This window comes from Sphingomonas sp. GC_Shp_6, from assembly GCF_026540835.1.
Taxonomy (GTDB): Bacteria; Pseudomonadota; Alphaproteobacteria; order Sphingomonadales; family Sphingomonadaceae; genus Sphingomonas.
Genome location: NZ_JALNUO010000002.1, coordinates 158,053 through 181,780, shown reverse-complemented (window position 1 = coordinate 181,780; position 23,728 = coordinate 158,053). Strand labels below are relative to the sequence as shown.

Here is a 23,728-nt window from a genome sequence, read left to right as displayed (position 1 = left end):
GAGAGCGATGGCCACCACCCCGTCCTTCCAGGCCGATCCCGGCGAGGAAAGCCTCATCATCCTGCAGAGCCTGCTCTGCCTGATGCGCGAGAAGAACCTGCTGACCCGCGCCGATATCGAAGAGCTTTGCCACAAGGTGGAGCGGCGTTCGGACGCGGCGGCGGCACCCATGCCGATTTCGTGCTGCCCGCAAAGCGCCGCCGAGGCGTCGGGCATCATGCAGCGGCTGACCAGCTATATCGGCCAGCGTTATGGCGGGAAGCATCTGCGCGCCTATCGATAGGTTTGGCCGAATCCTCTCGTGTTGCGGGCCTCATTGGCTATAGCGACAGGCCTGTGGCGAGCCGAAGCATCGGCCGCCGACCGACCTGGAGAGGACCGCCCCATGAGAGGCCATGACGAGCCCCGTTCGTTGACCATCGACGCGCCCACGCGCCACCACGCGCTGCGCGCCTGGGTGGAGGACGTCGCAGCGCTGGCCAAACCCGACGCGATCCACTGGTGCGACGGATCGGAGGCGGAGTGGCAGGCGATGGCGGCGGCGCTGACGGCGGCCGGCACGCTGATCCCGCTCGATCCCGCCAAGCGCCCCAACAGCTTCTATGCGCGCTCCGATCCGCGTGACGTCGCGCGGGTCGAAAGCCGCACCTTCATCTGCTCCGAGCGCGAACAGGATGCGGGGCCGACCAACAACTGGCGCGACCCCGCCGAGACCCGCGCCACGATGGCCGCGCTGTTCGATGGCTGCATGCGCGGGCGTACGATGTACGTCGTGCCGTTCTGCATGGGCCCGATCGGCGCGGCGCAGAGCGCGATCGGCGTCGAGATCACCGACAGCGCCTATGTCGTGATGTCGATGCGGCTGATGACGCGGATGGGCGACGCGGCGCTGGCGATGCTGGGCGAGGACGGGTTCTTCGTGCGCTGCGTCCATTCGGTGGGCATGCCGCTCGCGCCCGGGCAGGCCGATGTCGCCTGGCCGTGCAACGCCGAGAAATGGATCGTCCATTATCCCGAGACGCGCGAGATCTGGTCCTATGGCTCGGGCTATGGCGGCAATGCGCTGCTCGGCAAGAAATGCTTCGCGTTGCGCATCGCGAGCGTCATGGCGCGCGACGGCGGCTGGATGGCCGAGCATATGCTGATCCTGAAGCTCACCAGCCCCGAGGGCCGCGTCCATTTCGTCGCCGCCGCCTTTCCCAGCGCGTGCGGCAAGACCAACATGGCGATGCTGGAGCCGACCATCCCCGGCTGGACGGCGGAGACGATCGGCGACGACATCGCGTGGATGCGTTTCGGCCAGGACGGCCGGCTCTATGCGGTGAACCCGGAGGCGGGGTTCTTCGGCGTGGCGCCGGGCACCAGCCCCGCGACCAACCGCAACGCCATCGCCACGCTTCACGCCAACGCGATCTACACCAACACCGCGCTCACGCCCGATGGCGACGTGTGGTGGGAGGGGCTGACCGAGACGCCGCCCGCCGGGCTGATCGATTGGCAGGGCGAGCCCTGGGATCCCGCGAGCGGCAAGCCCGCGGCGCACCCCAATGCGCGCTTCACCGTGCCCGCCGCGCAATGCCCCGTGATCGCACCCGAATGGGACGATCCGGCAGGCGTGCCGATCTCGGCGATCCTGTTCGGCGGCCGGCGCGCGAGTGCGGTGCCGCTCGTCGTGGAGGCGTTCGACTGGGAGCATGGCGTGTATCTGGGCGCGAACATCGCGTCGGAGGGCACGCCCGCGGCCGAGGGCGCGGTGGGCGTGTTGCGCCGCGATCCTTTCGCGATGCTGCCCTTTTGCGGTTATGACATGGCGGATTATTTCGACCATTGGCTGCGGATCGGCGCGGCGGCGCAGTCGGACGACCGGCAGCTGCCGCGCCTCTTCCTCGTCAACTGGTTCCGCAAGGGCGCTGACGGTCGCTTCCTCTGGCCGGGCTATGGCGACAATGCGCGCGTGCTGAAGTGGATCGTGGAACGGTGCGAAGGCCGGGGGGAGGGCGTGGCCACCCCGATTGGCACGCTGCCGAGCCCGGACGCGCTCGATCTGGAGGGGCTGGACTTGTCGGAGGACGCGCTCGCCACGCTGTTGCAGGTCGATCCGGTCGCCTGGCGCGAGGAGGCGCGCGCGAACGCCGCCGATCTGGCGATCTTCGGCGACCGGCTGCCGCAGGCGCTGGCCCGGCAGCAGCACGCGCTGGAGGAGCGGCTCGCGCGGGGATAGCGGGGCCATCGGCGGGGCGGGAATGGCGGGTGCGGCCTTATCTTTCGGCGCGCACCGCCTATCTGTTCCTTACCGATGCCCCCGAATTCTCCGCTTGTTCTCGCGTTCGGCGACAGTCTCGTCGCCGGCTATGGCCTGTCCCGCGCCGATGGCTTTTGCGCGCAGCTCGAACGCGGGCTGCGTGCGCGGCATCCAGGGGCGGTGGTGATCGACGCGGGCATGGCGGGCGACACGACCGCGGATGCCCTGCGCCGCCTGCCGCGCGTCCTCACGCGGCTCGACGCGCGCCCGGATCTCGCGATCGTGCAGATCGGCCCCAACGACGTGCTGCACCGGCTGCCCCCGGCCGCGACCCGCGCCAATCTCGACGCGCTGCTGGCGGAACTGGGCCGTTGCCGCGTGCCGGTGCTGCTGACGACGGTGACGCCACCCGCCTTCCTCGCGTCGCGCGCGGGCGGCCATGTGGGCATCCACGAGGCGGTAGCGGCGCGGCACGGGGCGGCGGTGTGGCCGTTCTTTCCGCCTGGCGTGCTGGGGCATCCCGACATGGTGCTGGCCGACCGCGTCCACCCCAACGCGCGGGCGATTACCGCGGTGGCGGCGGCGATGCTGCCCGCGGTGGAGCGGGCGCTCGCGGCGGGGGACGGATAGGCCTGATGACATCAGCTTTATCCGTTCGTGCCGAGCTTGTCGAAGCACGCTCCCCGCAAGGCTGACTTTGCCGTCGGTACGGGCCCTTCGACAAGCTCAGGGCGAACGGATCAACGTAACGTCATCAAATCCAGGCCCAGCGCCGTGCCGTCACCGCCTGGCGAACAGCGCCTTGGGCACCACGACGTGCACGCCCTTGTTGTGGTCGACCAGTTCGGTGATCTCGACATCCCCCGCCACGCTGACGAGCATATAGGCGTCGTCGCGGGTCATGCCCTTTTCGCTCACGAGGAAATCGATCATGTTGCGCAGCGCCTTGCGCGTCGCGTTGCTCAGATCGTCGTCGAAGCCCATCGCGATATAGGCCTTGGGCGTCTCGGCGCGCGGATAGGCGAGCGGCGCCTTTTTGTGCAGCACGAATTCGAACGTGCCCGTCAGCGAGGTTTCGAGCGCGGTGATGTCCACCTCGCCATTGCCCTGCGCCGCGTGGCCGTCGCCCACCTGAAACAGCGCGCCCGCCGCGTGCACGGGCAGGAACAGGATCGTGCCCGCGACCAGCGCCTTGTCGTCCATGTTGCCGCCGTTGATGGTGGGCGGTGCGGAGTCGTAGCGGCCGAAGGAAGGCGGCGGCGCCACGCCCATGCTGCCGAAGAACGGTGCGAGCGGCACGTCGATGCCGGGCGCGAACCGGCCGACCATCCGCTTGGCGTCGAGCGGCACGATCTTCATCCGCGCATAGGGAAAATCGTCGGTCAGGAAGCCGGCGCCGTAGCGGAACGCATTATAGGCATAGGGGATCGCCAGATCGATCTTGCGGATCCGCACCTCGAGCGTGTCGCCGGGCTCCGCGCCGGCGATCGCGATCGGGCCGGTGAGGATATGGCCGCCGGGGCCGCGCGCGCTGGCGGGCACGCCGTCGAACACCGCGCGCAGCGCCGGCTCCACGTCCGCCGGTGCCACGCCCGCCTTTTCCAGGCCCGTGGGGCTGTTGGTCAGCAGCGTGTGGATCACCACCGTGTCGCCCGACCGGATCGTCAGCACCGGCTTGTCGGTGGCGTCGTAATGGCCCCAGGCGACGGTCTGCGGCGTGGCCTTCAGCTCATAGGTTTCGGCGGACAGCGGGGCCGCAAGCGTGGCGGCGGCCAGCGTCGCGAAAAGGGGGAGGCGCATCGTCATTCTCCTCAATTGGCTCTTCAATAGGCCAGGGCGCAGCCATCAGCGCGCATCTCGCTCGCCGCGGCATAGACGCGCGTCGCGCCGTCCATCCGGTGTTCGACGCATTCGTACCGGCCGAAGCCGCCATCGGGCTCGCCGATCGTCCAGCCGATCTCGGCGAGGCGCTGGCGCGTGGCGAGCGGCACGCCGGTCTCCAGCCGCAACAGGCCCTTCGGCCCCAGGCCGGGCGCATCCTCGCCCATCGACTGCGACGATCCCTCGTGATGCCAGCGCGGCGCGTCGCCCGCGGATTGAATCTCGAGGCCATAATCGACGCGGTTGACGATGATCTGCGTCTGGCCCTGGGGCTGCATGTCGCCGCCCATCACGCCGAAGCTCATCCACGGATCGCCGCCGCGCGTGGCGAAGCCGGGAATGATCGTCTGGAACGGCCGCTTGCCCGGCGCATAGATGTTGGGGTGACCATCGCGCAGGCTGAACAACTGGCCGCGATCCTGGAACATGAAGCCCAGACCGTCCGCGACCAGCCCCGATCCCATGCCGCGAAAGTTCGACTGGATCATCGAGACCATCATGCCGTCCTTGTCGGCACAGCTGAAATAGGTGGTGTCGCCATGGCTCGGCGCCTCGCCCGGATGGACGGGGTCGAGGATCCGGTCGGTGCGGATCAGCTTGGCGCGCTGGCGGGCATAATCCTTGGAGATCAGCCATTCGACCGGCACCTGCGCGAAGCGGGGATCGGCATAGAAGCGCGCGCGATCCTCATAGGCGAGCCGCTTGGCCTCCGCCTGCAGATGGATCGACTGCGCGGACTGGAAGCCCGCACCCGCCAGATCGAACGTCTCTAGGATGTTGAGCATCTGGAGCGTGGCGATGCCCTGCGTGTTCGCGCCCAGCGCATGCACGTCGGTGCCGCGATAGCCCGTCCGGTGCGGTTCCACCCATTCCGAATGGTGCGCGGCCAGATCCTCGCGGCGCAGCCAGCCGCCGATCCGCCGGAAATAGCGATCGATGGTGCCCGCGATCTCGCCGCCGTAAAAGGCGTCGCGCCCGCCCGCCGCGATCGCGCGATAGGTGCGCGCGAGATCGGGGTTGCGGAACACCTGGCCCGCCGCCGGTCCCTTGCCATCCGCCAGCCCATAGGTGCGCAGCGCGTTGGCGGTTTCCTCGATGCCGTTGCCGGAGCGCCGGAATGCGGCCATGCTGCGGCGGATATAATAGGCGATGATGTCGGGCACCGGCGCGCCTGCCTCGGCATGCGCGATGGCGGGTTCGAACAATTGCGCCCAGGGCAGCCGGCCATAGCGCTGGTGCATCGTCCACCATGCATCCACCGCGCCCGGCACCGATACCGACACCGCGCCCAGCGGCGGCAGCGCGCCGTTCACCGCCCGCGCGCGCACCGTCTCCAGGCTGAGCCCGCGCGGCGAGGCGCCGGAGCCCGCCAGCCCGACGACCTTGCGCAGCTTGGGATCCCAGATCATCGCATAGGCATCGCCGCCGACGCCGCTCGACGTGGGTTCGAGAAACCCGAGGCACGCGTTGATGGCGATGGCGGCATCGACCGCCGAGCCGCCCCGGCGCAGTATCTCGATCCCCGCCTGGGTCGCGAGCGGGTGCGCGGTGCCTGCCGCGCCGTTCAGGCCATAGACCGCGGTGCGCGAGGCGAAGCTCGCGCCCACCGGCCGGTCTCCGGCGGTGACGTCGGGCCGCACGAAGCGGTCCTGCCCGGCGACCCAGCGCGCCGGTCGGTCGGGTGCCGCCGATCGTGCCGCGCCGCCCTGGCCCGGCCCGGCAAGGCTCTGCCCGGTCTGCGCACCCACGGTGCCGGGCAGCAACGCCGCACCCGGCAAGGCGGCAAGGAAGGTCCGACGACGCAAGGGCAGGCTCCCGCAAATCCGCCCCGATCCTCGCGACATACGACCGTGCTGGCAAGGGGCGTCATACGGGGCGGGGCGAGGAGCGACGGGCCGCCCGATGGGCCACACGCGAAAAGACCGGGGATCGCGTATCGCGACCCCCGGCCCCTCGTCGTTACCGGCCGTTCAGGCGTGCTTAGCGGTGCAGGTCGAAGCGGTCCGCTTCCATCACCTTCACCCAGGCCGAGACGAACTGGTTCACGAACCGGTCCATCCCGTCGCTGCTCGCATAGACCTCGGCCAGCGCGCGCAGCTCGGAGTTCGAGCCGAACACCAGATCCGCCCGCGTGCCGGTCCACTTGACCTCTCCGTCGACGGTCGCCTCGAACGTCTCCGACTGCCGATCGAGCGGCCGCCACGTCGTGTCGAGCGCCAGCAGGTTGACGAAGAAGTCGTTCGTCAACGTGCCGACCCGGTCGGTCAGCACGCCCTGCTTGGTGCCCTTGTGCGTGACGCCCATCACGCGGAGACCGCCGACGAGCGCGGTCATGTCGGGTGCGCTGAGGTTCAGCAGGTTGGCGCGGTCGATCAGCAGATATTCCGCGGGCAGCCGGCTGTCCGGGCTCTTGTAGTTGCGGAACGCATCGGCGCGCTGCTCCATATGGCTGAACGATTCGACGTCGGTCTGCTCCTGCGTCGCGTCGGTGCGGCCGGGCGTGAACGGCACGACCAGGTCGCGTCCCGCCGCCTTGGCCGCCTGTTCGATGCCGACGCTGCCGCCGAGCACGATCAGGTCGGCGACGGACACCGTCTTGCCGCCCGTGCTATAGTCCGCGGCGATCGCCTCGAGCGCTTCGATGACCGGGCCGATCACGGCCTGATCGTTGGTCGGCCAGCTCCGCTGCGGCTCCAGACGGATACGCGCCCCATTGGCGCCACCGCGCTTGTCGCTGTTGCGATAGGACGAGGCCGACGCCCAGGCGGTGGTGACGAGCTGCGTGACGCTCAGGCCCGACGCCGCGATCCGCTGCTTCAGATCGGCGATGTCGTCCGCCCCGAGGGCCGGGCCGGTCGGCTGCGGCAAGGGATCCTGCCACACCAGATCTTCCTGCGGGACTTCCTTGCCGACGTAACGCGACTTGGGGCCCAGATCGCGGTGCGTCAGCTTGAACCAGGCGCGCGCGAACGCGTCGGCAAAGGCATCGTGATCGTTCAGGAAGCGGCGCGAGATTTCCTCATAGACCGGGTCGACGCGCAGCGCGACGTCGCTCACCAGCATCGTCGGCCGGTGAGTCTTGCTCGGATCATGCGCGTCGGGAACGTCGGCAGCGGCGTCCTTGGCGACGAACTGGTGTGCGCCGCCGGGGCTCTTGGTCAGCTCCCACTCATGCTCGAACAGGTTCTTGAAATAGAGGTTGGTCCACTTGGTCGGCTCCTGCGTCCAGGTGACCTCGAGCCCGCTGGTGATCGTGTCGCCCGCATTGCCGGTGCCGTGGCTGTTCTTCCAGCCGAGGCCCATTTCCTCGATCGGCGCGCCCTCGGGCTCCGGTGCGACGACGCCTTCCGGATTGGCCGCACCGTGCGTCTTGCCGAAGGTGTGGCCGCCCGCGATCAGCGCGACGGTCTCCTCGTCGTTCATCGCCATCCGGCCGAACGTCTCGCGGATGTCGCGGGCCGAGGCGGCGGGATCGGGGTTCGCGTTGGGGCCCTCGGGGTTGACGTAGATCAGGCCCATCTGGACGGCGGCCAGCGGGTTCTCCAGGTCGCGATCGCCGGTGTAGCGCTCGTCGCCGAGCCACTCGTTCTCCGGGCCCCAATAGACGTCCTGATCGGGCTCCCACACATCGGCGCGGCCGCCCGAGAAGCCATAGGTGGGCAGGCCCATCGATTCGAGCGCGACGTTGCCGGTCAGCACGATCAGATCCGCCCAAGAGAGCGACTGGCCGTATTTCTGCTTGATCGGCCAGATCAGGCGGCGCGCCTTGTCGAGATTGGCGTTGTCCGGCCAGCTGTTGAGCGGTGCGAACCGCTGCTGCCCTTCGCCCGCGCCGCCGCGGCCATCGGCCACGCGGTACGTGCCGGCACTGTGCCAGGCCATGCGGATCATGAAGGGGCCATAATGGCCGAAATCGGCCGGCCACCAGGGCTGCGAGGTGGTGAGCAGCGCGGCGATGTCGGCCTTCACCGCATCGAGGTCGAGCGCCTCGAACGCCTTTACATAATCGAAATCGGCGGGCAGCGGATTGCCGACGGCCGGGTTCTTGGCAAGGATCTTGAGGTTCAGCGCCTTGGGCCACCATTGCTGGTTCGTCCCGCCCTGCGTCGGATGCGCGACGCGGTCGGGCATGATCGGGCATTTCTGGCCGGCGGCGACGGCGCCGTCGGTGTTCATCTCGGCGACAACGGCGTCGTCGTGCTTCACTTCAGCCACAGTGGTTCTCCTTGGGGGAAAGGGATTGCGAAACAGGAATGGCGGCCGGCCGCGCGGCGACGCAGCTTCGGCACAGGCCGCGATAGGTGATCTCGGCCTCGTCGATCACGAAGCCCGCGGCATCGGCCACGTCGAGGCAGGGGGCGGCGCCCACCGCGCAATCGACATCGACCACCAGCCCGCAGGCGCGACAGACGCAGTGATGATGGTTGTCGTGCGTGCGTGTCTCGTACACCGCCGGGCGGCCGTCCACGATCAGCCGGCGCAACAGCCCGGCCTCGGTCAGGTTGGCGAGGCAGTCGTAGATCGCCTGGTGCGACACGTCGGGCAGCACCAGCGACACCGCCGCCAGCACCGCGGCGGCATTGGTGTGCGGTGCGGCCTCGACCGCCTCCAGCACCGCCACGCGCTGGCGCGTGACGCGCAGCCCGGCCGCGCGGATCAGATCGATCGAACCCTGGGTCTCGGCGCCGTGCATGGACGCCGTTTAACGGCCTTTCTGGGATGATTCAAGAAAACTTCTCGACAAAGGGATGATCCAGCCGGAGATCGTCGACGATCCGCTCGACCGCGTCATTCTCATAGGCATCGCCCGAGGGCGCGATCGACCAGTTGCAATGCGCATGCGTCGCGCGGTCGTGGACTCGCACCGGCCCGACGACGAGCCGCCAGTGCCGGCGAGTGCGGCCCGCCTCCCGCACGAGCTTCGTCACGAGCATGTCCTGGAGATCGCCGGCGGTCATCGCGCGTCCCTGGCCGAGCCCGCCCTGATCGGCAACCCGGCCGAAGCCCGCGCCATCACCGTTTGAACAGCGGCACCAGTATTTCGAGGACCGATGCCCCGGCGAGCGGCCCCACCAGCAGCATCAGCAGGTTGAAGCCGAGCAGCCAGCCGATCATCCGCTCGCGCGTTTTCGTCATGCGCGGGCGTGATGGTGGAGACCAGGGTTCGGGCGGCGGCCAGGCGTTGTGAAGATCGAGGAACATCGATGATTCCTTGCGGCCGACTCACATCGGCGGAACGCACGATCGGATGGCCCGCGCGATATAGGCCTTTTCCGCGGATCGGGAACCATCGGGCCGCTCGCCGGTAACTAGGCGCAAGCGCGCGACCAAGCAGAACAGGCGTGCATCCGGGGGCGGATCGTCATCATCTTGGGGAACGCCATGTCGGCATCGACTCACAACACCCGCCTATGGCTTCGCCTCGCGGCGCTGGCAGTGGCCGCCGTCGGGTTGTTCAACCTGATAGGCGGCGGCTGGCTCGTCGCGATCGGCGGCAGCGTCTATTATCTGCTGCTCGGGGTCGCGCTGCTGGTGGCGACGGTGCTGCTGTGGCGGGGGCGGCCCGCCGGGCTCCACGTGGTGGCGGCGGTGATCGCGGCGACGCTCGTCTGGGCGGTCTGGGAAATCGGTTTCGACTGGTGGCAGCTCGTACCGCGCGGCGACGTGCTGTTCGTGCTCGGCGCGCTGCTGCTGTTGCCGCCCGTGTCGCGCGGCCTGCAGGGCCGTGGCGTGGCGCGCGTGGCGCCGCTGGCGCTGGTGTTGTGTGCGGCCGGCGGGGTGGCGCTCGTCTCTGCCCTTCACCGCGATCACGATCGCCCGGGCCAGCTCGACCTTGCCGCGCGGGCGCCTTTGTCGGGAGCGCCGTCCGCTACCGCGGGGGGCGACTGGCCGGCTTATGCGGGGAGCTGGAACGGGCAGAAATTCGCCGCACTCGACCAGATCACGCCGGCCAATGTCGACCGGCTGAAGGTCGCATGGCAGATCCACACCGGCGATCTTAAGCGGCCGACCGATCCCGACGAGACGACCTATGAGATGACGCCGCTGAAGATCGGCGACACCGTGTATCTGTGCACGCCGCACAACTGGATCGTCGCGGTCGACGCCGAAACGGGCAAGCCGCGCTGGCGCTTCGACCCGCATGTCGTCGTCTCGCCCAATCTCCAGCATCTGACGTGCCGCGGCGTCTCCTATGCGCGCGTGGCCCCGGGCGGCGCCTGTGCCGAGCGCCTGTACATGGCGACCGCGGACGCCCGGCTGATCGCGATCGACGCGCGCAGCGGCCGGCCGTGCGGCGGCTTCGGCGAGCACGGCGCGGTCGATCTGCGACGCGGAATGCGGGTCGGCAAGGCGGGCTGGTATCAGGGCACGTCGTCGCCGCTGGTCGCGAACGGCGTCGTGGTCACGGGCGGCGCGGTCTATGACGACGTCTCCACGCACGTGCCCTCGGGCGTGATCCGCGCCTATGACCTGCGCACCGGCGCGCTGCGGTGGAATTTCGATCCCGGCCGCGCCGGCGACACCCGGCCGCTGCCCGACGGCAGCCTCTACACGCCGTCGACGCCCAATATGTGGAGCACGGCGGCGGCAGATCCCGCGCTGGGCCTCGCCTATTTCCCGATGGGCATGGGCGCGGTGGACCAATGGGGCGGCAACCGCTCGCCCGCCACCGAGCGCTGGGCGACCACGATCCTGGCGCTCGATCTGGCCACGGGAAAGCCGCGCTGGGCGTTCCAGACGGTGCATCACGATCTGTGGGACATGGATATTCCTGCGCAGCCGACGCTGGTCGACCTTGATCTGCCCGGCAAGGGCCGCGTGCCCGCGCTCGTCCAGTCCACCAAGACGGGCAACATCTTCGTGCTCGATCGCCGGAACGGCCATCCCCTCTTTCCCGTCACAGAACGGCGCGTGCCGGGCGGGGCGGCGCCGGGCGATCATACATCGCCCACCCAGCCCTATTCGGCGGTGTCGCTGTTCCCCGAACGGCGGATCGAGGAGCGCGACATGTGGGGCGGCACGATGCTCGACCAGCTCGCCTGCCGCATCGCCTATCGGCGGCTGCGCTATGACGGCCCGTTCACCCCGCCGAGCGAGCAGGGCACGATCGTCTTCCCCGGCAATTTCGGCGTGATGGACTGGGGCGGCATCGCAATCGATCCGGTGCGGCAGGTGGCGTTCGCGCATCCCAATTACATGGCGTTCGTCGACCGGCTGATCCCGCGCAATACGGCGGGCGCCGAGAGCAAGGGATCGGCGGGCGGATCCGATTTTCGCGGGGCCGACGTGCATGGCTACAACCCCAATGCCGGCGCGCCGTTCGCGGTCGCGATGAACCCGTTCCTCTCGCCGCTCGGCCTGCCGTGCCAGGCGCCGCCCTGGGGCTATGTCGCGGGAATCGACCTGCGCACCGGCAAGGTCGCGTGGCGCCACGCCAACGGCACGGTGCGCGACGAGACGCCGCTGCCGCTGCCGTTCAAGATGGGCGTGCCCTCGCTCGGCGGGCCGCTGGTGACCGCGGGTGGCGTCGCGTTCCTGTCGTCGGCGATCGACGATTATGTTCGCGCCTATGACCTGCGCGACGGGCATGTGCTGTGGCGCGCGCGGCTGCCGGCGGGTGGTCAGGCCTCGCCGATGAGCTACCGTTCGGCCGCCACCGGGCGCCAGTTCGTGGTGGTGGTGGCGGGCGGCCACTCCTCGCTCGGCACCAAATTGGGCGATTCGGTGATCGCGTATGCGCTGCCGCGTTCGTGACAGCGATCGCAATTGACGGAGTACGGGACGCTGGCGGCCGCGACGCCCCGGTCGCCGTCGTCCTGTTCGCGCTGGCCATGGGTAGTTTCGCGATCGGCACGACCGAATTCTCGGCGATGAGCCTCTTGCCCTATTTCTCCAAGGCGCTTGGCATCGACGCGCCGACCGCCGGCCATGTCATCAGCGCCTATGCGTTGGGCGTGGTGGTGGGGGCGCCGACGATCGCGGTGTTGGGCGCACGGCTGCCGCGGCGGACGCTGCTGATGGGCCTGATGCTCGTCTTCGCGCTCGGCAATCTGGCGAGTGCGCTTGCACCCTCCTATCGCTGGATGCTCGCATTCCGTTTTCTCAGCGGCCTGCCGCACGGCGCCTATTTCGGCGTCGCCTCGCTCGTCGCGGCATCGATGGTCGAGCAGCATCGCCGAACGCAGGCGGTCGCCAGGATGTTCACGGGGCTGACGGTCGCGACGGTCGTCGGCGTTCCCGTGGCCTATGCGATCGGCGAGTATATCGGCTGGCGCTGGGGCTTCGCGCTCGTCGCGGTCCTCGCCATCGCCACCGTGGCGCTCGTCTGGCGATTCGTGCCGTCAACGCCCGCCGACCGGACGAGCAGCCCTTTGCGCGAATTGGGCGCGCTGCGCCGGCCGCAGGTGTGGCTGACGCTCGGGGTGGGCGCGATCGGGTTCGGCGGGATCTTCGCGGTCTATACCTATCTTGCCACCACGCTCGTGGCGGTCACGGGCGTTTCCGCCAGCGTCGTGCCGTTCGTGCTTGCCATCTTCGGCGCCGGCATGTTCGTCGGTACGCTGGTGTGCGCCTGGGCGGCGGATCGCGCGCTGATGCCGGCTGCGGGCGCCACGCTCGCCTGGACCCTCGTGTGCCTGCTGCTCTATCACGTCGCGGCGCAGAGCATCTGGACGATGGCGCCGATCTGTTTCCTGATCGGTACGGGGATCGGGCTGGGCACGATCATGCAGACGCGGCTGATGGATGTCGCGGGCGATGCGCAGACGCTGGCAGCGGCGCTCAATCACAGCGCGTTCAACACCGCCAACGCGCTCGGGCCGCTGCTCGCCGGGTTTGCGATCGCGGCCGGGTTTGGGTGGACGTCGGTCGGCTGGGTGGGCGCCGCACTGGCGGTCGGCGGGCTGGTGATCTGGGCGATCTCCTGGAAGATGGACTCCAGGATCGAGGCCGCCTGACCGTAAGGTACGATAGAGGAGCCGCTCAGGCAATCGGGGCGTCGCGCGTCGCGCGCAGACGCCCCCTGCGCGGCGTCAGGCCTTCACATGCTGCGAGATGTACTTGTTCATCTCGAACATCGTCACCTTGTCGCGGCCGAAGACCTTCTTGAGATTCTCGTCGGCGAGGATCTCGCGCTTGTTCTCGGGATTCTGGAGATCGTTGCCCTTGATATAGGCCCAGACCTTGCTGATGACTTCGCTGCGCGGCAGCCGGTCGTTGCCGACGATCGCGCCAAGCTCGGGCGAAGGCTGCACGGGGGCGTGGATGCCGGTGCCGGCCTTGGTTTCCTTGGCGGCCGTCTTCTTGGCGGCGGTTTCCTGCTTTGCGGTTGCCATGATGTTCCTTCCTGTGAAGCCTTAGGTGTGCTCTGCCGGTTTGCCCGGACTCACGCCTTTTTGAGCGCTTCCCGCTTGTGCGCCGCCTTTCCGCCGTTGTCACTCTCTACGATGTATTCGGGGTTCTCCGGCGAGGCGGCGACGTGATGGCCCTTGATGTCGGTGGGGCTCGTCTGCTTCTTCTCGACCGTGCCGTGCGCGGTGCCGCCATGCGATTTCCAGGTGACCTCGTCGCCCTTCTTCAGATCGGCCATCGTCCTTCTCCTTCGGGTGTAGGATTGTGCAATGGTCGAGGCCGCCGCTTGGTTGCGCGGGCGGCGAAGCCTTGGCATCTGGGCGCCATCCTCGAGGAGCCATTCCCATGAAGACCCGTGCCGCCGTCGCGTTCGAAGCCAAGTGCCCGCTCGAGATCGTCGAGCTGGATCTCGAAGGGCCGAAGGCCGGCGAGGTGCTGGTCGAGATCATGGCTACGGGCATCTGCCACACTGACGCCTATACGCTGGACGGTCTCGACAGCGAGGGACTGTTCCCGAGCGTGCTGGGGCATGAAGGCGCGGGCATCGTGCGCGAAGTGGGGGCGGGCGTCACCAGCCTGGCGCCCGGCGATCACGTGATCCCGCTCTACACCCCCGAATGCCGCCAGTGTAAATCCTGCCTCAGCCAGAAGACCAATTTGTGCACCGCGATCCGCGCGACTCAGGGCAAGGGGGTGATGCCCGACGGCACCACGCGCTTCAGCTACAAGGGGCAGCCGATCTTTCACTATATGGGCTGTTCGACCTTCTCCAACTTCACTGTCCTGCCCGAGATCGCGCTCGCCAAGATCCGCGACGACGCGCCGTTCGACACGAGCTGCTATATCGGCTGCGGCGTGACGACCGGGGTGGGCGCGGTGGTGAACACCGCCCGGGTGCAGCCGGGCGACACCGTGATCGTGTTCGGGTTGGGCGGCATCGGGCTGAACGTCGTGCAGGGCGCGCGGCTGGCGGGCGCGGGGATGATCGTCGGCGTCGATCTCAATCCGGACCGCGAGGAATGGGGCCGCCGCTTCGGCATGACGCGGTTCGTCAACCCCAAGGACGTGGCCGGCGACATCGTCGCGCATCTGGTGGCGCTGACCGACGGCGGCGCGGATTACACCTTCGACTGCACCGGCAACACGACCGTGATGCGCCAGGCGCTGGAGGCGTGCCATCGCGGCTGGGGCACCAGCATCGTGATCGGCGTGGCCGAGGCGGGCAAGGAGATCAGCACGCGGCCCTTCCAGCTCGTCACCGGCCGCAATTGGCGGGGCACCGCGTTCGGCGGTGCCCGCGGGCGCACCGACGTGCCCAAGATCGTCGACTGGTATATGGACGGAATGATCGAGATCGATCCGATGATTACCCACCGGCTGAGCCTGGACGAGATCAACCGCGGCTTTGATCTGATGCACGCGGGCGAAAGTATCCGGGCGGTGGTGGTGTATTGATCCATTCTTTCCTGCGATCGGCCTTGTGCGATGCTACGATGCGTTGCAGCATGGAACCGGAACGATATGGGAAAGCTTTAACGTAGATGGGGATCGGCACGGCGTTCGACGAGATCATGGGCGATGGCGCGGGCGCCGAACCGCGCGGGCCGCTCGCCGCGCTCGGCCGCTGGCTCGACGAAACACCCGATGCCGAACTCCGCCGCCGCCAGCAGGCCGCCGAGACGACGTTCCGCCAATTGGGCATCACCTTCGCGGTCTATGGCGACAGCGATGCGAGCGAGCGGATCATCCCGTTCGACATCGTGCCGCGCGTGTTCCTGCATGACGAATGGACGCGGCTGTCCGACGGGCTCGTCCAGCGCGTCGAGGCGATCAACGCGTTTCTCGACGATATCTATGGCGCCCGGCGGATCATGGACGCGGGCGTCCTGCCGCCCGATCTGATCTACGGCAACGCACAATTCCGGCCCGAAATCGCGGGGATGCGGCCGCCGCACGGAATTTGGGCACATATCTGCGGGATCGATCTGGTGCGCACGGGCCCCGACGAATTCTTCGTGCTGGAGGATAACGCGCGAACGCCCTCCGGCGTGAGCTACATGCTCGAGAATCGCGAGGCGATGCTGCGGCTCTGCCCCGAGCTGTTCCGCGAATTCCGTGTCGCCGCGGTCGACAGCTATCCCGATCGCCTGCTGGAAACGATGCGCTCGGTCGCGCCGCACGGCACGGGCAGCAATCCGGTGTGCGTGCTGCTGACGCCCGGCCATTATAACTCGGCCTATTACGAGCACAGCTTCCTCGCCGATTCGATGGGGATCGAGCTGGTCGAGGCGGCGGATCTGGTCGTGGACGACGATCTGGTGTGGATGCGCACCATCGCCGGGCGGGTGAAGGTGGACGTGATCTACCGCCGGATCGACGATGATTTCCTCGATCCGCTGGTGTTCCGCCCCGACAGCGCATTGGGCGTGCCGGGGCTGATCGCCGCCTATGCCGCCGGCAACGTCGCGATCCTCAACGCGCCCGGCAACGGCATCGCCGACGACAAGGCAATCTACAGCTATATGCCCGAGATCGTGCGCTTCTATTCGGGGGGCGAGCCCAAGCTGCCCAATGTCGAGACGTGGCGCTGCCGCGAGCCGCAGGCGCTGAAATATGTGCTCGATCACCTGCCCGAACTGGTGGTCAAGCTGGTCGACGGCTCGGGCGGCTATGGCATGCTGGTGGGGCCCACCGCATCGAAGCAGGAGATCGCGGATTTCCGGGCGGCGCTGATCGCGGAGCCCGAACGCTATATCGCGCAGCCGACGCTCGCCCTGTCCACCGTGCCGACGCTGGCGGACGAGGGGCTGAGCCCGCGCCACGTCGATTTCCGCCCCTTCGTGCTGACGGGGTCGAACGGTGTTCAGGTGGTGCCGGGCGGGCTCACCCGGGTGGCGCTGAAACAGGGCTCGCTGGTGGTGAATTCCAGCCAGGGCGGCGGCACCAAGGACAGTTTTGTGCTGATGGCGGATCAGCATCAGGCGATGCGGCCGGGCGGCATGACGCAGACCATGGGCGGCATGACGCAGACGCTGGGCGATATGTCGAGCCCGCTGGGCGGAGGCGCGTGATGCTGTCGCGCACCGCCTCGTCGCTCTATTGGCTCGGCCGCTATTTCGAACGTGCGGATTTCATCGCCCGGCTGGTGGAGGCGACCGTTCGGCTCGACGTGCTGTCGTCGCGGCCGGCGGGGGCCGAGGGCTGGGCGTCGGCGCTGGCGGTGCTCGATTGCGCGCCGGCGTTCGACGCGTCCGAGGGGGAGATGTCGCAGGAATCGGTCGCGCGCTTCCTGACGCTCGATCGCTCGCACCCTGCCTCGATCGTGCGCTGCCTCGACATGGCACGCACCAACGCGAAGGCGGTGCGCACCGCGCTGACCCGCGAGGCATGGACCGCGGTCAACGCTGCCTGGCTCGCCTGTGACAACCGCGCGAGCCCGCAGGGGACCACCGCGACGCTGGGGCTGGTCGAGGCGATCAAGACCGAGACGCGCGGGTTCGAGGGCGCGGTGCACCGCATGCTGCGCAACCAGACGACATGGTTCATCCGGCTCGGCCAGACGGTGGAGCGCGCGGACAACACCGCGCGGCTGCTCGACGTCAAATACCACATCCTTTTGCCGCAGGGGGAGCGCGTGGGCGGCGTCGTCGATCGCGACCAGTGGACGACGATCCTCCACACCGTCTCGGCAGTGACCGCCTATCGCTGGCTCTACAGCGAGGGGCTGCGGCCCGCCAACGTCATTGACCTGCTGATCGCGCGCGCCGAGCTGCCGCGCAGTCTCGCGGCCTCGGTCGAGGAAGCGGTCGACATGCTCGGGCTGCTCGCCAAGCGGACGGGGCATCATGGCGAGGCGGACCGGATGGCGCGTATGCGCAGCGCGCGTCTGGCGCGGACGCGCTCGGGCCAGGTGATCGCCTCGGGGCTGCACCAATATCTGCAGGCGTTCATCCACGAAAACGATCTGCTGCACGGCGCGATCGGGCGACAATTCAAGTTCCACTAGGGGGCTGAAAAAAGGGGGCAAGACATGCGGCTGTCGGTCGATCACCGAACGGTCTACCGGTTCAGCGAGCCGCAGGAACGGCTGGTGCAGATGCTGCGGGTGAGCCCGGAGAATTCGCACGACCAGACGGTGGCGTCGTGGCGGATCGATGTCGATTGCGACGCGCGGATGAAGGTCGGGCGCGACGGCTTCGGCAATGCGATCACCATGCTCTATGTCGAGGGGCCGATCGCGCATATTGCGATCACGGTATCGGGCGAGGTGCTGACCAGCCATTCGGACGGCGTGCTGCACGGCGTCGCCGAGACGCTGCCGCCCGCCCTGTTCCTCCGCGCGACGCCGTGCACCGCGGCGGACGCTGCGATCGCCACCTTCGCCGCCGACACGACGGCAGGCGAGCGGGACCGGCTGGCGCGGCTGCACGCGGTGAGCGCGGCGCTGCACGGCCGGTTCGCGCGCGACCGGGGGCGCGGTGATCCATCGATCGATGCCGCCACCGCCTTTGCCGCCGCCACCGCGACGCCGCGCGACATGGCGCAGATGTTCGCGGTGGCGGCCCGATCGCTCGGCGCGCCGGCGCGCTACGTCTCGGGCTATTGCCTCACGGGATTCGACGGCGCGCACCGGCCGACGCCGCATGGCTGGGCGGAGGCGCATGTCGACGGGCTCGGCTGGGTGGGGTTCGACCCGTGGTTCGGCCTGTGCCCGCAGGAGGATTATGTCCGCGTCGCGGTCGCGCTCGATGCGGCGGGCGCGGCGCCGGTCGCGGGGTCGCGGCTGGGGCGGGGCGACGAGGAACTGGACGTCGACGTGGTGGTGTCGCGCGAGGAGTGAGTCAGGCGAGTTCGCGCCGCAGCGCGTGATGCTGCGCCGGGCTGGCGGGCACGGCCTCGGGCTCGTCCTCCATCCGCCGCCAGCCCTTGGGGCCGAGCATCTCGATCGGCCGATAGCGCACCTTGTACGCCATCCGCGCCGAGCCCTTCACCCAATAACCCAGATAGATATAGGCCAGCCCCGCGTCGCGCGCGCGCAGGATATGGTCCATGATGATGAAATTGCCGAAGCCGGGCCGAGCGTCCTCGTCGGTGGCGAAGAAGCTGTAGATCATCGACAGCCCGTCCGCCTGGCGATCGGTGAGGCAGGCGCCGATCAGCCGCCCGGGTACGCCGCCGATCGAGGGCTCGCGATATTCGAGGATCATCGAATTGACGGGGGAATGCTCGATCATGTCGGCATAATCCTCCTCGTCCATGCCCGCCATGCCGCCGCCGGGATGGCGGCTGGCGAGATAGCCGCGAAGAAGCTGATATTGCTCGTCCGTGGCCCAGGCGCGGCAGGCGGTCACCTCGACGTCGCGGTTGCGGCGCAGCAGCTTGCGCTGCGTGGCGTTGGCGACGAACTCGTTCGTGACGACGCGCACCGAGATGCAGGCCGCGCAGCCTGCGCAACTGGGGCGATAGGCGACGCCCTGGCTGCGGCGAAAGCCGATCCGGCCGAGCGCGTCGTTCAGCTCGCCCGCATGCGGGCCCGCCAGTTCGGTGAACACCTTCCGCTCCTGCCGGCCCGGCAGATAGGGGCACGGCGACGGGCTCGTGACGAAGAAGCGGGGAAAGCGGAAGGGCGCGGTCACCGCGAATGGCCTGTCATGATCCGCCCGTTATGAATCGTCCGCGCCTCCGTGAAAAGCGGCTTTACCATCATAAAGGGTTAACGTGAACAGGATCAGGCCAGTTCGACCAGGCTCGTCTCGTATCCCGCTGCCCGCAGCGCCGTCACCAGCTTGTCGAGATGCGCCCGGTCGCGCGCCTCGCATTCGATATCGGTGACGAGGCCCTTGGCCGGCAGGGTGGTGAACACGCGCTGGTGATACACTTCGATGATGTTGATCCGCTCCTGATCGAAGATCCGGGCGACGTTGAACAGCGCGCCCGGCTGATCCTGCAGGCGGATGCGCAGCCGCGCGAGACGGCCCGAACGCGCGAGATCGCGCAGCAGCACGTTGGCGAGCAGCCGCGTGTCGATGTTGCCGCCGCACAGCACCACGCCGACGGTCTTGCCGCGGAACCGCTCGGGATGCGCGAGCAGCGCGGCCAGCCCCGCGGCGCCCGCGCCCTCCACCACGGTCTTCTCGATCTGGAGCAACAGGCTCACCGCTTCCTCGAGGCTGCGTTCGCTCACCAGCACGATGTCGTCGACCAGCGCGCGCACCATCCGCGACGTGATCGCGCCCGGCTCCTTGACCGCGATGCCCTCGGCCAGCGTATCGCCCGCGCACGGCATTTCGGTGCCGCGGATGCGGTTGTACATCGACGGGAACAGCTCGGCCTCCACGCCGATCACCTCGATCGGACGGTCCGCGGCGCGCGCCACGGTCGCCATGCCCGAGATCAGGCCGCCGCCGCCGATCGGCGTGACGATCGTGTCGATCGTGGGCACGTCCTCCAGCATCTCGACCGCCACCGTGCCGGCGCCCGCGATGACGCGGGGATCGTCGAACGGATGGACGAAGGTATAGCCGCGCTCCGCCTCCAGCAGCCGGGCGTGCGCGTGCGCGGCGTCGAACGTGTCGCCCTCCAGGATCACGGTCGCGCCGTGCCCGGCGGTCTGGGTCACCTTCACCGTGGGCGTGTTGCGCGGCATCACGATCGTGGAGGGGATGCCGAGTCGCGTGGCGTGATAGGCGACGCCCTGCGCGTGATTTCCCGCCGACGCCGCGATCACGCCTTTGGCGCGCGCCGCCTCGTCGAGTTGCAGCAGCGTGTTCAGCGCGCCGCGTTCCTTATAGGCCGCGGTGAACTGAAGGTTCTCGAATTTCAGGTAAACCTCGGCTCCGGTCATCTGCGAAAGCGTGCGGCTGACGAGCGTCGGCGTGCGCACCACCGCGTCGCGGATGCGATCATGCGCGGCATGGACGTCGTCGATCGAGACGGGAAGGGCGGAGCGCGCGTCGGCGTTTGCAAGGGTAGCCATGATGCGTGGAATTAGACCATCTGGCGTGACGGGGGAACACGGCTTATGCGGCGGCGCATGATGCGGGCGGCGGCGGAGCGAGTGGCGATGAAATTCCTGTACGCCGCGGCGATGCTCGCGCTGACCCCTGCGCCCGCCTTCGCGGACGCGCTGATCGACAATGTCGACGGCATCACGCTCGACAAGGACGGGCACGTCATCCACTTCACCGGGATCGGCATGACCCGCGACGGCGTCGTCACCCGGCTGTTCGCGGCCAAGGAGAAGCGCCCCGACCGGCCCGACTGGCGCGCGGACATGAAGGGGCGCGTGCTGCTGCCGGGCTTCATCGACGCGCATGGCCATGTGATGGAGCTGGGGTTTCGCGCGCTGGAGCTCGATCTGTCGGGCACGAAGTCGCTCGAGGAGGCCAAGGCGCGGATCGCCGCCTATGCCGCCGCCAATCCCGATCGCAAATGGATCCTGGGCGGCGGCTGGAACCAGGAAAGCTGGGGTTTGGGGCGCTTCCCCGCCGCGGCGGACCTGGATTCGGTGGTGGGCGACCGGCCGGTGTGGCTGTCGCGCGCGGACGGCCATGCCGCCTGGGCGAACAGCGCGGCGATGAAGGCCGCGGGCGTGACCGCGAAGAGTGTGGCGCCCGCGGGCGGGCGGATCGAGCGCAGCGGCGGCGTGCCGTCGGGCGTGTTCGTCGATGCCGCGCAGGATCTGGTCGCCAAGACAGTGCCGCAGCCCTCGGCCAAGGATCGCAACGCCGCGTTCCTGAAGGCGCAGGCGATCCTGCTCGGCTATGGCATCACCGCCACCGACGACATGGGCACCTCGCTCGACGACTGGATGACCTATCGGCGGATGGGCGACACCGACCGGTTGCGCGTGCGGATCGTCAGCTATGGGCTGGGCGTCGAGACTGCGGTGCAGATCGGCGGCACCGGGCCGACGCCGTGGCTCTATGGCGACCGGCTGCGGCTGGTGGGCGTGAAGCTGTACGACGACGGCGCGCTCGGCTCGCGCGGGGCCTGGCTGAAGGCGCCCTACAGCGATGCGCCCGGCCAGTCGGGCGCTGGCTTCATGAGCGACACGCTGATCCGCAACCGCATGAGCCGCGCGGCGATGGACGGCTATCAGGTCGCGGTCCACGCGATCGGCGACAAGGCGAATGCGCAGGTGCTGGGCGCGATCGAGGAGATGTCGGACACCTATACCGGCGATCGCCGCTGGCGGATCGAGCATGCGCAGATCGTCGATCCGGCCGATCTGCCGCGCTTTGGCCATCATGGCATCATCGCGTCGATGCAGCCGACCCACGCCACCAGCGACCGGACGATGGCCGAGGCACGGCTCGGCCCCGATCGGCTGGGTGGCGCCTATGCGTGGAACACGATGCTGAAGAACGGCGCCGCACTCGCCTTCGGATCGGACTATCCGGTCGAAAGCCCCGATCCGTTCGCGGGCTGGGCGGCGGCGTTCACGCGGATGGACGCGCAAGGGCAGCCGTTCGGCGGATGGCGCCCGGAAGAGCGCGTGACGCGCGAACAGGCGTGGTGGGCGTTCACCGGCGGCGCGGCCTATGCCGGCTTCGCCGAGGGCAAATACGGCCGGCTGGCGGTGGGGCAGCACGCCGATTTCATCATCGTCGACCGCGACCCGCTGACCGCCTCGCCGACCGAGCTGCGTGCCACCAAGGTGGAGGAGACCTGGGTGGGCGGCCAGCAGGTGTACAAGCGGCCCTGACGAACCGCATCCCGGCCTGGCGGACGTGTATGGCGGCTGACATGCGGGTTCAGCGTCGGGACACCGCCCGGCGCCTAGATCGGAGCCATCGGGGCGGATTGAACCATCCCCGGACTTGCTGGTTACGCAAGGGTAACGAGGAGACGATCGATGAAGAAGTTCCTGATGGCGACGCTGATGGCCGTGACCGTCACCGCGCCGATCGCGCTGCCGAGTGCGGCATCGGCGCAGTATCGCGACAATGGCCGCGATTATGGCTGGCACGGCGACGACAACGGCAACTGGAACCCGCGCGACAATTATCGCAGTCGCCGCGGTTACGACCGGGCGTTGAGCCGCGACGACCGGATCTATCGTGGCCGTGATGGCCGCGCCTATTGCCGTCGCAACGACGGGACAACGGGCCTGGTGGTCGGTGCGGTCGGCGGCGGCGTGCTGGGCAACGTGCTCGGCGGCGGCACGCTTGGCACGCTGCTCGGCGCCGGTGGCGGTGCGCTGCTCGGTCGTTCGATCGACCGCAACCAGGTGCGCTGCCGCTAAGGCGGGTAGGCGGTCGTTCGTCCATCCCTCCGACGGTTCGTGCTGAGCTTTTCGAAGCACGCTCTCCGTGGCCGAACCTTGGCCCTGGAACAGGCCCTTCGACGGGCCCAGGGGACGGGTCGGGGTGACGTGATCGAACAATAGCTTGCGCCAAAACGAAAAGGGCTGCCGCATCACCATGCGGCAGCCCTTTTTCGTGGTGATTGACCGAAGGTCAGGCGACCTGCGTCACCGCCATCTCTTCGGGTTCGCGCAGCACATAGCCGCGGCCCCACACCGTTTCGATGTAATTCTCGCCGTCGCAGGCGAGGCTCAGTTTCTTGCGCAGCTTGCAGATGAAGACGTCGATGATCTTCAGCTCGGGCTCGTCCATCCCGCCATAGAGGTGGTTGAGGAACATTTCCTTGGTGAGCGTGGTGCCCTTGCGGAGCGAGAGCAGCTCCAGCATCGCATATTCCTTGCCGGTCAGGTGCACGCGGCTGCCATCGACCTCGACCGTCTTGGCGTCGAGATTGACCGCCAGCTTGCCGGTGCGGATCACGCTCTGCGAATGGCCCTTGGACCGGCGGACCACGGCCTGGATGCGCGCGATCAGCTCTTCGCGGTGGAACGGTTTGGTCACATAATCGTCCGCACCGAAGCCGAACGAGCGGACCTTGCTGTCCATCTCGTTCACGCCCGACAGGATCAGCACCGGCGTCGACACCCGCGCCACGCGCAGCTTCTTCAGCACGTCGTAACCGTGCATGTCGGGCAGGTTCAGATCGAGCAGGATTATATCGTAATCATAGAGTTTGCCGAGATCCAAACCCTCTTCACCCAGATCGGTGGTGTAGATGTTGAATCCTTCGGTCGTCAGCATCAGCTCGATCGCCTTGGCGGTCGTCGGCTCGTCCTCGATCAGCAGCACGCGCATCGCATTCCCCCGTCCTCGAGGACGGTTCCATACCCGTCGCTCCAGCCGTATTTATTAACCACACCACATGTGAAGGCAAAAGGTTAATTTC

22 protein-coding genes are annotated in these 23,728 nt (G+C 68.3%); 11 read left to right on the top strand and 11 right to left on the bottom strand.

Annotated features, from left to right (window positions below):
- Positions 1-7 precede the first annotated feature (7 nt).
- The 3 genes from OXQ95_RS03570 to OXQ95_RS03560 all read left to right on the top strand — a co-directional run bounded on the left by OXQ95_RS03570 (position 8) and on the right by OXQ95_RS03560 (position 2,872).
- Entirely contained in the window at positions 8-283 is a 276-nt protein-coding gene (locus OXQ95_RS03570) for a hypothetical protein (protein ID WP_242096084.1), read from the top strand.
- A 102-nt stretch (positions 284-385) separates the two neighbouring features.
- Positions 386-2,221: a phosphoenolpyruvate carboxykinase (GTP) gene (locus OXQ95_RS03565; RefSeq protein ID WP_346731927.1), complete on the top strand. Its 1,836-nt coding sequence runs from the start codon at positions 386-388 to the stop codon at positions 2,219-2,221.
- 75 nt (positions 2,222-2,296) lie between these two features.
- Complete coding sequence (locus OXQ95_RS03560; RefSeq protein WP_267379704.1) at positions 2,297-2,872, top strand: GDSL-type esterase/lipase family protein; 576 nt, start codon at positions 2,297-2,299, stop codon at positions 2,870-2,872.
- Positions 2,873-3,022: 150 nt separating this feature from the next.
- On the opposite strand, the gene OXQ95_RS03555 is transcribed toward OXQ95_RS03560, so the two are convergent.
- The 6 genes from OXQ95_RS03555 to OXQ95_RS03530 form a co-directional block, all read right to left on the bottom strand.
- Positions 3,023-4,042: an acetamidase/formamidase family protein gene (locus tag OXQ95_RS03555; RefSeq protein WP_267379701.1), complete on the bottom strand. Its 1,020-nt coding sequence runs from the start codon at positions 4,040-4,042 to the stop codon at positions 3,023-3,025.
- A gap of 23 nt (positions 4,043-4,065) precedes the next feature.
- On the bottom strand, positions 4,066-5,928 hold the full coding sequence (locus OXQ95_RS03550; protein ID WP_267379698.1) for a gamma-glutamyltransferase family protein: 1,863 nt from the start codon (positions 5,926-5,928) through the stop codon (positions 4,066-4,068).
- Between the two features lie 175 nt (positions 5,929-6,103).
- Positions 6,104-8,254, bottom strand: a complete 2,151-nt coding sequence (katG, locus tag OXQ95_RS03545; RefSeq protein ID WP_267380075.1) for a catalase/peroxidase HPI — start codon at positions 8,252-8,254, stop codon at positions 6,104-6,106.
- Positions 8,255-8,330: 76 nt separating this feature from the next.
- A complete protein-coding gene (locus OXQ95_RS03540) occupies positions 8,331-8,816 on the bottom strand; it encodes a Fur family transcriptional regulator (RefSeq protein ID WP_267379695.1) in 486 nt (161 codons plus the stop codon).
- 31 nt (positions 8,817-8,847) lie between these two features.
- Positions 8,848-9,081 carry a hypothetical protein gene (locus OXQ95_RS03535; protein ID WP_267379692.1) on the bottom strand — a complete coding sequence of 78 codons (234 nt, stop codon included), beginning with the start codon at positions 9,079-9,081 and terminating at the stop codon, positions 8,848-8,850.
- Between the two features lie 55 nt (positions 9,082-9,136).
- Positions 9,137-9,325 (bottom strand): hypothetical protein, encoded by a 189-nt coding sequence (locus OXQ95_RS03530; RefSeq protein WP_242096091.1) that lies wholly within the window; start codon positions 9,323-9,325, stop codon positions 9,137-9,139.
- Between the two features lie 180 nt (positions 9,326-9,505).
- Between OXQ95_RS03530 and OXQ95_RS03525 the strand changes: the two genes are divergently transcribed.
- Together OXQ95_RS03525 and OXQ95_RS03520 are read left to right on the top strand one after the other, a co-directional pair.
- Positions 9,506-11,878 (top strand): membrane-bound PQQ-dependent dehydrogenase, glucose/quinate/shikimate family, encoded by a 2,373-nt coding sequence (locus tag OXQ95_RS03525; RefSeq protein ID WP_267379688.1) that lies wholly within the window; start codon positions 9,506-9,508, stop codon positions 11,876-11,878.
- Between the two features lie 77 nt (positions 11,879-11,955).
- Positions 11,956-13,080 carry an MFS transporter gene (locus OXQ95_RS03520; RefSeq protein ID WP_267379686.1) on the top strand — a complete coding sequence of 375 codons (1,125 nt, stop codon included), beginning with the start codon at positions 11,956-11,958 and terminating at the stop codon, positions 13,078-13,080.
- Between the two features lie 75 nt (positions 13,081-13,155).
- Here the strand turns inward: OXQ95_RS03520 and OXQ95_RS03515 are convergent, their stop codons facing one another.
- Complete coding sequence (locus tag OXQ95_RS03515) at positions 13,156-13,458, bottom strand: SWIB/MDM2 domain-containing protein (RefSeq protein WP_242096098.1); 303 nt, start codon at positions 13,456-13,458, stop codon at positions 13,156-13,158.
- A 50-nt stretch (positions 13,459-13,508) separates the two neighbouring features.
- Positions 13,509-13,712, bottom strand: coding sequence for a DUF2945 domain-containing protein (locus OXQ95_RS03510; RefSeq protein WP_242096099.1), 204 nt, complete (start codon positions 13,710-13,712; stop codon positions 13,509-13,511).
- Positions 13,713-13,819: 107 nt separating this feature from the next.
- On the opposite strand from OXQ95_RS03510, the gene OXQ95_RS03505 reads away from it, so the two are divergent.
- From OXQ95_RS03505 to OXQ95_RS03490, 4 genes are all read left to right on the top strand, one after another.
- Positions 13,820-14,929 (top strand): S-(hydroxymethyl)glutathione dehydrogenase/class III alcohol dehydrogenase, encoded by a 1,110-nt coding sequence (locus OXQ95_RS03505; protein ID WP_267379682.1) that lies wholly within the window; start codon positions 13,820-13,822, stop codon positions 14,927-14,929.
- 86 nt (positions 14,930-15,015) lie between these two features.
- The gene (locus OXQ95_RS03500) at positions 15,016-16,545 is read left to right on the top strand and encodes a circularly permuted type 2 ATP-grasp protein (RefSeq protein ID WP_267379679.1); all 1,530 of its coding nucleotides are present in this window, start codon (positions 15,016-15,018) and stop codon (positions 16,543-16,545) included.
- A complete protein-coding gene (locus OXQ95_RS03495) occupies positions 16,545-17,480 on the top strand; it encodes an alpha-E domain-containing protein (protein WP_267379677.1) in 936 nt (311 codons plus the stop codon). Before OXQ95_RS03500 ends, OXQ95_RS03495 begins: the two co-directional genes overlap by 1 nt.
- 24 nt (positions 17,481-17,504) lie before the next feature.
- Entirely contained in the window at positions 17,505-18,314 is an 810-nt protein-coding gene (locus tag OXQ95_RS03490) for a transglutaminase family protein (protein WP_242096103.1), read from the top strand.
- A gap of 1 nt (position 18,315) precedes the next feature.
- Here the strand turns inward: OXQ95_RS03490 and OXQ95_RS03485 are convergent, their stop codons facing one another.
- Both OXQ95_RS03485 and OXQ95_RS03480 read right to left on the bottom strand, forming a co-directional pair.
- Positions 18,316-19,110: an arginyltransferase gene (locus OXQ95_RS03485; RefSeq protein WP_242096104.1), complete on the bottom strand. Its 795-nt coding sequence runs from the start codon at positions 19,108-19,110 to the stop codon at positions 18,316-18,318.
- A gap of 92 nt (positions 19,111-19,202) precedes the next feature.
- Entirely contained in the window at positions 19,203-20,450 is a 1,248-nt protein-coding gene (locus tag OXQ95_RS03480) for a threonine ammonia-lyase (RefSeq protein WP_267379673.1), read from the bottom strand.
- An 87-nt stretch (positions 20,451-20,537) separates the two neighbouring features.
- Between OXQ95_RS03480 and OXQ95_RS03475 the strand changes: the two genes are divergently transcribed.
- Together OXQ95_RS03475 and OXQ95_RS03470 are read left to right on the top strand one after the other, a co-directional pair.
- Entirely contained in the window at positions 20,538-22,181 is a 1,644-nt protein-coding gene (locus tag OXQ95_RS03475) for an amidohydrolase family protein (protein WP_267379671.1), read from the top strand.
- 150 nt (positions 22,182-22,331) lie between these two features.
- Positions 22,332-22,721 carry a glycine zipper 2TM domain-containing protein gene (locus OXQ95_RS03470; RefSeq protein ID WP_267379669.1) on the top strand — a complete coding sequence of 130 codons (390 nt, stop codon included), beginning with the start codon at positions 22,332-22,334 and terminating at the stop codon, positions 22,719-22,721.
- 214 nt (positions 22,722-22,935) lie between these two features.
- Here the strand turns inward: OXQ95_RS03470 and OXQ95_RS03465 are convergent, their stop codons facing one another.
- The gene (locus OXQ95_RS03465) at positions 22,936-23,637 is read right to left on the bottom strand and encodes a response regulator transcription factor (protein WP_242096108.1); all 702 of its coding nucleotides are present in this window, start codon (positions 23,635-23,637) and stop codon (positions 22,936-22,938) included.
- Between the last annotated feature and the right edge of the window lie 91 nt (positions 23,638-23,728).

What these genes read in the sequence shown, in the direction of transcription:
- OXQ95_RS03570 (WP_242096084.1), top strand. Translation starts at nt 8, where the DNA reads ATGGCCACCACCCCGTCCTTCCAGGCCGATCCCGGCGAGGAAAGCCTC.
- OXQ95_RS03565 (WP_346731927.1), top strand. Translation starts at nt 386, where the DNA reads ATGAGAGGCCATGACGAGCCCCGTTCGTTGACCATCGACGCGCCCACG.
- OXQ95_RS03560 (WP_267379704.1), top strand. Translation starts at nt 2,297, where the DNA reads ATGCCCCCGAATTCTCCGCTTGTTCTCGCGTTCGGCGACAGTCTCGTC.
- OXQ95_RS03555 (WP_267379701.1), bottom strand. Translation starts at nt 4,042, where the DNA reads ATGCGCCTCCCCCTTTTCGCGACGCTGGCCGCCGCCACGCTTGCGGCC.
- katG (WP_267380075.1), bottom strand. Translation starts at nt 8,254, where the DNA reads ATGCCCGACCGCGTCGCGCATCCGACGCAGGGCGGGACGAACCAGCAA.
- OXQ95_RS03540 (WP_267379695.1), bottom strand. Translation starts at nt 8,816, where the DNA reads ATGCACGGCGCCGAGACCCAGGGTTCGATCGATCTGATCCGCGCGGCC.
- OXQ95_RS03535 (WP_267379692.1), bottom strand. Translation starts at nt 9,081, where the DNA reads ATGACCGCCGGCGATCTCCAGGACATGCTCGTGACGAAGCTCGTGCGG.
- OXQ95_RS03530 (WP_242096091.1), bottom strand. Translation starts at nt 9,325, where the DNA reads ATGTTCCTCGATCTTCACAACGCCTGGCCGCCGCCCGAACCCTGGTCT.
- OXQ95_RS03525 (WP_267379688.1), top strand. Translation starts at nt 9,506, where the DNA reads ATGTCGGCATCGACTCACAACACCCGCCTATGGCTTCGCCTCGCGGCG.
- OXQ95_RS03520 (WP_267379686.1), top strand. Translation starts at nt 11,956, where the DNA reads ATGGGTAGTTTCGCGATCGGCACGACCGAATTCTCGGCGATGAGCCTC.
- OXQ95_RS03515 (WP_242096098.1), bottom strand. Translation starts at nt 13,458, where the DNA reads ATGGCAACCGCAAAGCAGGAAACCGCCGCCAAGAAGACGGCCGCCAAG.
- OXQ95_RS03510 (WP_242096099.1), bottom strand. Translation starts at nt 13,712, where the DNA reads ATGGCCGATCTGAAGAAGGGCGACGAGGTCACCTGGAAATCGCATGGC.
- OXQ95_RS03505 (WP_267379682.1), top strand. Translation starts at nt 13,820, where the DNA reads ATGAAGACCCGTGCCGCCGTCGCGTTCGAAGCCAAGTGCCCGCTCGAG.
- OXQ95_RS03500 (WP_267379679.1), top strand. Translation starts at nt 15,016, where the DNA reads ATGGGGATCGGCACGGCGTTCGACGAGATCATGGGCGATGGCGCGGGC.
- OXQ95_RS03495 (WP_267379677.1), top strand. Translation starts at nt 16,545, where the DNA reads ATGCTGTCGCGCACCGCCTCGTCGCTCTATTGGCTCGGCCGCTATTTC.
- OXQ95_RS03490 (WP_242096103.1), top strand. Translation starts at nt 17,505, where the DNA reads ATGCGGCTGTCGGTCGATCACCGAACGGTCTACCGGTTCAGCGAGCCG.
- OXQ95_RS03480 (WP_267379673.1), bottom strand. Translation starts at nt 20,450, where the DNA reads ATGGCTACCCTTGCAAACGCCGACGCGCGCTCCGCCCTTCCCGTCTCG.
- OXQ95_RS03475 (WP_267379671.1), top strand. Translation starts at nt 20,538, where the DNA reads ATGAAATTCCTGTACGCCGCGGCGATGCTCGCGCTGACCCCTGCGCCC.
- OXQ95_RS03470 (WP_267379669.1), top strand. Translation starts at nt 22,332, where the DNA reads ATGAAGAAGTTCCTGATGGCGACGCTGATGGCCGTGACCGTCACCGCG.
- OXQ95_RS03465 (WP_242096108.1), bottom strand. Translation starts at nt 23,637, where the DNA reads ATGCGCGTGCTGCTGATCGAGGACGAGCCGACGACCGCCAAGGCGATC.